The organism is Belnapia rosea, from assembly GCF_900101615.1.
Taxonomy (GTDB): domain Bacteria; phylum Pseudomonadota; class Alphaproteobacteria; order Acetobacterales; family Acetobacteraceae; genus Belnapia; species Belnapia rosea.
The window spans coordinates 147,838-153,837 of sequence record NZ_FMZX01000012.1 but is presented as its reverse complement, the minus strand read 5'-3'; the positions used below and the strand labels follow the sequence as shown (position 1 = coordinate 153,837).

4 protein-coding genes, 2 tRNA genes and 1 rRNA gene are annotated in these 6,000 nt (G+C 66.7%); 5 read left to right on the top strand and 2 right to left on the bottom strand.

The genetic code is table 11. From position 1 onward, the window contains the following. Nucleotides 1-83 precede the first annotated feature (83 nt). Together rrf and BLR02_RS18795 are read left to right on the top strand one after the other, a co-directional pair. Nucleotides 84-198, top strand: a 5S ribosomal RNA gene (gene rrf / locus BLR02_RS18800). Between the two features lie 50 nt (nt 199-248). Next, a tRNA-Met gene (locus BLR02_RS18795) sits at nt 249-322 on the top strand. Nucleotides 323-386: 64 nt separating this feature from the next. On the opposite strand, the gene BLR02_RS18790 is transcribed toward BLR02_RS18795, so the two are convergent. Then, nucleotides 387-1,154 (bottom strand): arginyltransferase, encoded by a 768-nt coding sequence (locus BLR02_RS18790; RefSeq protein ID WP_090566140.1) that lies wholly within the window; start codon nt 1,152-1,154, stop codon nt 387-389. A 72-nt stretch (nt 1,155-1,226) separates the two neighbouring features. Next, nucleotides 1,227-3,590 carry a penicillin acylase family protein gene (locus tag BLR02_RS18785; protein ID WP_090664235.1) on the bottom strand — a complete coding sequence of 788 codons (2,364 nt, stop codon included), beginning with the start codon at nt 3,588-3,590 and terminating at the stop codon, nt 1,227-1,229. 127 nt (nt 3,591-3,717) lie between these two features. Here BLR02_RS18785 and BLR02_RS18780 point away from each other — a divergent pair. The 3 genes from BLR02_RS18780 (at nt 3,718) to clpP (ending at nt 5,969) form a co-directional block, all read left to right on the top strand. Next, nucleotides 3,718-3,802 (top strand) — tRNA-Leu (locus BLR02_RS18780). A 40-nt stretch (nt 3,803-3,842) separates the two neighbouring features. After that, a complete protein-coding gene (gene tig / locus BLR02_RS18775; RefSeq protein ID WP_090664234.1) occupies nt 3,843-5,171 on the top strand; it encodes a trigger factor in 1,329 nt (442 codons plus the stop codon). Between the two features lie 147 nt (nt 5,172-5,318). Continuing rightward, entirely contained in the window at nt 5,319-5,969 is a 651-nt protein-coding gene (gene clpP / locus BLR02_RS18770) for an ATP-dependent Clp endopeptidase proteolytic subunit ClpP (RefSeq protein WP_090664233.1), read from the top strand. Nucleotides 5,970-6,000: the final 31 nt, after the last annotated feature.

Below are 6,000 nucleotides of genomic sequence, written 5' to 3'. Positions count from 1 at the left end.
CGCACGCAGCACCAAGCCGCGCCCATACCCACAAACCTCTACACCCAACCAACCATGCCATCACTCAGGATCCGGTTCGGTGGCCCGGTGGTCATCGCGGGGATGATACACCCGATCCCATCCCGAACTCGGACGTGAAACACCCCAGCGCCCATGATACTGCAGCTCAAGCTGCGGGAAAGTCGGTCGCCGCCGGGCCACCCAACCAGATCCTGAACAACCGTCACCACACATCACACACCCATCAACGCGGGGTGGAGCAGCCCGGTAGCTCGTCAGGCTCATAACCTGAAGGTCACAGGTTCAAATCCTGTCCCCGCATCCCAAAACGACGTATCCATTCCGATATTGTCTGTATCATCTCCGAGTAGCTTGGAGATGAAGCCCTACTCCGACAGGGCAGGGACCTGTTCCAACAGGTCGCTAGCAGTCGGCTCCTCAAGTACACGCCAGACACCGCCGACGAGAATTTCGCTCGGGCGGAAGCGGCTCTTGTAGGACATTTTGCGGCTTTCAGGCACCCAGTACCCTAAATAGACAAAAGGCAGGCCAAGTGCTTGCGCCCGGGTCAACAGCCACAAGATCGCCCAGCTGCCTAATGAGCGCCGATTGGCGGCAGGGTCGTAGAAAGAGTAGACAGCAGAGAGCCCATCCGACAGCCAGTCCGTCAGGCAGGCGCCGACGAGCCCGTCCCGTGAGTCGCGGAACTCAACCATGCTGGTCGTGATGGGCGTATCCTCGACCATGGCTCGGTAGTCATAGAAGCCCATGGCCGCCATATCACCTTCGCCATGACGAGCCTGCTGATAGCGCTGGAACAAAGCAAATTGCTCAGCGGTGGCACGCGGCGGCATTTCGAAGCCGGCGATATCGGCATTGATCTTCTGCAGCTTCCGCTGAGCCCGATTCGGCTCGAATTGGTCGACCCGAATGCGGATCGGGATGCAGGCCGAGCATCCAGGGCAGACCGGCGAATAGGCGATGTTGTGGCTCCGCCGAAAGCCGGCGCGCGACAGCCGATCATGCAATGCCTCAGCATCAGGCCCTGTCAGTTCGGTCACGATCTTACGCTCCGTCCTGCCCGCGAGATACGGACAAGGCAGTGGCGCAGTCGTGTAGAAGAATTGGGGACGTCTGTTGGGGCGGTGCAGCATCGCTTGTGTCAGTGTCGGCTCATGGGGCGCCGGAATCAACCGCCAGCGCGCGATAAACCCTTCTGTGATGCATCAAGGCCGAAGGCGGAAGCTGGGAGCGGGCTCGGTAGGGCGGCGGCCAAGCTGGACCGTGCCGCCATCGCGCCAAGCTGGCAGCAGATCCGACCAGTGACGGGATAATGGGTGACCGGATTGGCCGGTGGCGATGATGGCATAGGTCGCGTCCGTATCGGCCAGATCGGCAACCAGGCGCAGGCCTGCACCATGCACATGTTGCCACGCGTCGAGCCCCTGTCCCCCACGCAACCCGCCACGGGCGACTGTCCACTCGTCGCCGCCAGACGCTGCTTCCAATCGGACAAGGCTGTCCAGGCCGGGCAGGGCACGTAGCAGCGGGTGCTCGAAAACAGCGCGGTGCACGGCGCCCCAGCGCCAGCCCGAAGGGGTTCCGCCAAGGCTCGCCGCCAGATCGGCTACCGCCTCTGCCAAGGCCCGGGCGGCAAGCGCCGAGCAGTCGCCGCCGCACCAGGCCGCGCCGCGATTCCCTGGTGCCAGGACCAGGCTGAGAAAAGCCGCATGCGGCGCGGCAAGCTCATCGGGGACGCCTCCCGCTGCCAGGGCAAGCCGTCCGAGCCGCTTGACCCAGGCATTGAACAGGAGCGGCTCCGGCCGGTCGGCTGCCACGTCGCCATCCCAGGCCAGCAGCATGCCTTGCGCCTGACCCGGCATACCCGCCGCCATGGGCAGGGTACTGAGGAGGGAGCCGGGGCCGGTCAGCGATCGGGCAAAGGGCGAAACGGTGTCCCGCTGCATCGCCGTGAAATTCAGCGCATCATGCTTCGGCCGCAATTCGAGCAGGGTGCCGATGCGACGGAAGCGCCAGTCAGCGATCCAGTCGTGACCGAGAAAGACCGGGTGGCCCGGCGGCGCAACGCGGTTGTTGGCATTGGCGAGCATGCCGCTGGAGGGATCGGCCCGATGGGGCAGGGCGTCGAAATCGACCCACCCAGCCCAGTCATGCACCCCGTTCCACCCGGGTACAGGCTGCGTGCCATGCCCGGAGAGACGCATTGGCGTCCGGCCGGTAAGCAACAGACCAAGATGCCCGTCGATATCGGCAGCCATCAGATTCTGCGAGGGGCTGGTGATCCGCTCCGCCGCGGCACGAGCTTCGGCCACCGAGCCCGCCCGGTTCAGGGCATGGAGGCCGGTGGCGGCGGTATCACCCGGCGCGAGATTCGCCATGGCGACCGCCAGCACGGTGCCGTCCTGGCGTGAAGATCCGTCGAGGTCGGAGATCACCGGGCCATGCCGGGTCTCCCGCACCCGGAGAAGTTCGGGCTCGGCGCCACGGACGGCAATCCGCTCCTCGATCACGGTGAAGGGGCGTGGCCCTTCCGGTGTGTCATAGGCATCCTGGCCGGCCAGGCGCTCGATGAAGACGTCCTGGGTATCCGATTGGGTGGTGGTGAAGCCCCAGGCAAGCCGGGCATTGCGCCCGATCACCAAGAAGGGCACGCCGGGTGAGGTGGCGCCGGCGAGCATCCGCCCATCCGCCAGGTCGATGCGCGCCAGGTACCAGAGGATAGGCGCCTGGAAGCCGAGATGCGGGTCCGAGGCCAGGAGCGGCGCCCCGGAGATGGATCGACTGCCCGCCACGGCCCAGGCGTTGCTGGCGGAAGCCGGCAGGGTACCAGGCTCCGGAAAGCGGGGGAGCACAGCCGCAAGACGGGCGAGGGCGGCCGGATCGAGCGCGGCCCGTGGGTCGTCAGGCCGGCCGGCGCTCGCCTCGGCCGGGAACAGGTCTTGCAGGCGTTCGGGCGACAGGATGGCGGCGAGGCGGGCGCGGTCCAGCTCGCTCCGCCAATTGCCGGACAGCCAGAGGCCCATGACCTTACCCCAGAGCAGGCTGTGCTCCGGCCGCCAGGGCTCGGGCGTGCCAAGGGCCAGGAATTCCGGTGCGGCAAAGCGGCCCTTGGCGGCGATCCAGGCATTCACCCCGGCGGCATAGGCTTCCAGCACCGCGCGTGTCTCGGGGGCCTGGGCGGCCATGTCGGCCTCCGCCCGGCGGGCGAGGCCAAGGGTGCGGGTGAACCGGTCGAGGCGCAGCGCGGCCGGCCCGGCCAGTTCGGCCAGACGGCCGGCCGCGCCGCGGCGCATCAGCTCCATCTGGAACATCCGGTCCCGGGCATGCAGCCAGCCAAGGGCCATGGCGGCATCCCGTTCATCGGCTGCCACGATCCGTGGGATACCGTGGGCGTCGAGGGTGATCTCCACCGGTCCGGTGAGGCCGGCCAGCCGAAGCTCGCCCCCGCCGCCGGGCAAGCTCCACCAGATGGCACCGGCCAGGCTGGCGGTGGCCAGCAGGAGCAGGGCGAGCAGCCCAAGACCGAGGCGGCGGAGCCAGCGGAGAGGAGAAAGGCGGCGAAGAAGCATGCGCCGGTATGGCCCGATCGAGCCTCACCCGTCCATGCGGCGCGATTTTGCCCGCAGCGCCTTGGAAAGCAGCATGGCCTGCGCTAAACGCCCCAATCCGGCGCCGTCCTGGTTCTCTCTGCCTTGGGCGGGCGTGGTGGAATTGGCAGACACGCCGGATTTAGGTTCCGGTGGCGCAAGCCTTGGGGGTTCAAATCCCTCCGCCCGCACCATCGGCGCCGCTTTGAGGTCTTAGGGAAGAAAGTGACGACGATGCAGGTGACCGAGGTCGCGAATGACGGGCTGAAGCGGGCCTATACGGTGTCGGTCCCGGCGGCTGATATCGCGGCCGAGCGCACGCGCCGGCTCGAGGAGCTGGGCCGCGAGCTGCGCCTGCCCGGCTTCCGCCCCGGCAAGATCCCGGCGAGCGTGGTGAAGCAGCGCTACGGCCAGGCCGTTATGAGCGAGGTGCTGGAGCAGTCGGTCAACAAGGCAACGCAGCAGGTGGTGACCGATCGCGGCCTCCGCCCGGCACTGCAGCCGAAGATCGAGCTGGTGAATTTCGCCGATGGCGCCGATCTCGAATTCAAGGTCGAGCTCGAGCTGCTGCCCGAGATCCCGATGCCGGATTTTTCCGGGATCGAGGTGGAGCGGCTGAAGGCCGAGCCTTCCGAGGAGCAGGTCACCAAGACCATCGAGACCATCGCCGCCCGTAACCGCAAGCTCGAGGACATCACCGAGGAGCGCGGCGCAGCCAAGGGCGAGGTCGCGGTCTGCGACTTCACCGGCACGCTGGACGGTGAGAGCGAGCCCTTCCCGGGCGGCACCGCCACCGAGATGCCGATCGAGGTCGGCGGCGACGGCTTCATTCCCGGCTTCACCGAGCAGCTCGAGGGAATCAAGGCCGGGGAGACCCGGACCATCCATGTGACCTTCCCCGAGGAGTACGGCTCGAAGGAGCTGGCCGGCAAGGCGGCTGCCTTCACCGTGACCTGCAAGTCGCTGAAGGCCCCGGTGAACCCGGCGATCGATGACGAGCTCGCCAAGAGCATGGGCTTCGAGGACCTGGCGAAGCTGCAGGAGGCGGTGCGTGGCTCCCTCCAGCAGGAATACGACAACCTCTCCCGCCTGAAGGTGAAGCGCTCGCTGCTCGATGGCCTGGCGGAGCGGGCCAGCTTTCAGGTGCCGGACGGCATGGTCGAGTCGGAGTTTGCCCAGATCTGGCAGCGGATCGAGGCCGATATGAAGGCCGACCGCCTGGACGAGGACGACAAGGGCAAGGATGAGGAAACGCTGAAGGCCGACTACCGGGCCATTGCCGAGCGCCGCATCCGCCTCGGCCTGCTGCTCTCCGAGATCGGCCGGACCAACAACATCTCGGTCAGCGCCGACGAGCTCTCCCGCGCCATGCGCCAGGAGGCCGCCCGCTACCCCGGCCAGGAGCAGCAGGTAATGGAGTTCTTCCGCAAGAACCCCCAGGCCGCCGAGAACCTCCGCTCCCCGATCTTCGAGGAGAAGGTTGTCGATTTCATGCTGGAGCTGGCCAAGGTCACCGAGCGCAATGTGGCACCGGATGAGCTTTCCGCTGCCGCCGCAGCCTGAATCTGATATATAAGCTTCACGGAACCGGACCGGGGCCGGGCCGGACCCCCGCCATTCGGCGGGGCCTTCCGGCACGGCCTCGGTTGCTCCACATTAAGGGTTGCGGGCTAGGCTGGCCCGCCTGCTTCCAGTCTGAAAGGCGTCATCATGCGGGACCGTGATCCTGTCGAGGTCTACAACAATACCCTGGTCCCGATGGTCGTGGAGCAGTCCGCCCGCGGCGAGCGTGCCTGGGACATCTATTCCCGGCTGCTGAAGGAGCGGATCATCTTCCTTACCGGCCCGGTCTTCGACCAGGTCTCCTCCTCGATCTGCGCCCAGCTTCTCTTCCTCGAGAGCGAGAATCCGAACAAGGACATCGCCTTCTACATCAACAGCCCGGGCGGCGTCGTTTCGGCTGGCCTCGCGATGTACGACACGATGCAGTATATCCGCAGCCCCGTCTCCACGGTCTGTATCGGCCAGGCGGCTTCGATGGGCTCGCTGCTGCTGACCGCTGGCGAGAAGGGCAAGCGCTTCGCCCTGCCGAACGCCCGGGTCATGGTCCATCAGCCCTCGGGTGGCGCCCAAGGCCAGGCGACTGACATCGAGATCCAGGCGCGCGAGATCCTCAAGCTGCGCCAGCGGCTGAACGAGATCTATGTGAAGCATACCGGCCAGCCGATCGAGGCGATTGAGCGGAAGCTGGAGCGCGACACCTACATGTCCGCCGAGGAAGCGCGGGATTTCGGCCTGGTGGACCAGGTGGTCGAGACCCGGCCGGCGGCGCCGGGCGCTGCAGAGGCGCCGAAGAGCTGAGGCGGCAGCCGCTTCCGGGGTCACGCTCCGG

What these genes read in the sequence shown, in the direction of transcription:
- BLR02_RS18790 (WP_090566140.1), bottom strand. Translation starts at nt 1,154, where the DNA reads ATGCTGCACCGCCCCAACAGACGTCCCCAATTCTTCTACACGACTGCG.
- BLR02_RS18785 (WP_090664235.1), bottom strand. Translation starts at nt 3,590, where the DNA reads ATGCTTCTTCGCCGCCTTTCTCCTCTCCGCTGGCTCCGCCGCCTCGGT.
- tig (WP_090664234.1), top strand. Translation starts at nt 3,843, where the DNA reads ATGCAGGTGACCGAGGTCGCGAATGACGGGCTGAAGCGGGCCTATACG.
- clpP (WP_090664233.1), top strand. Translation starts at nt 5,319, where the DNA reads ATGCGGGACCGTGATCCTGTCGAGGTCTACAACAATACCCTGGTCCCG.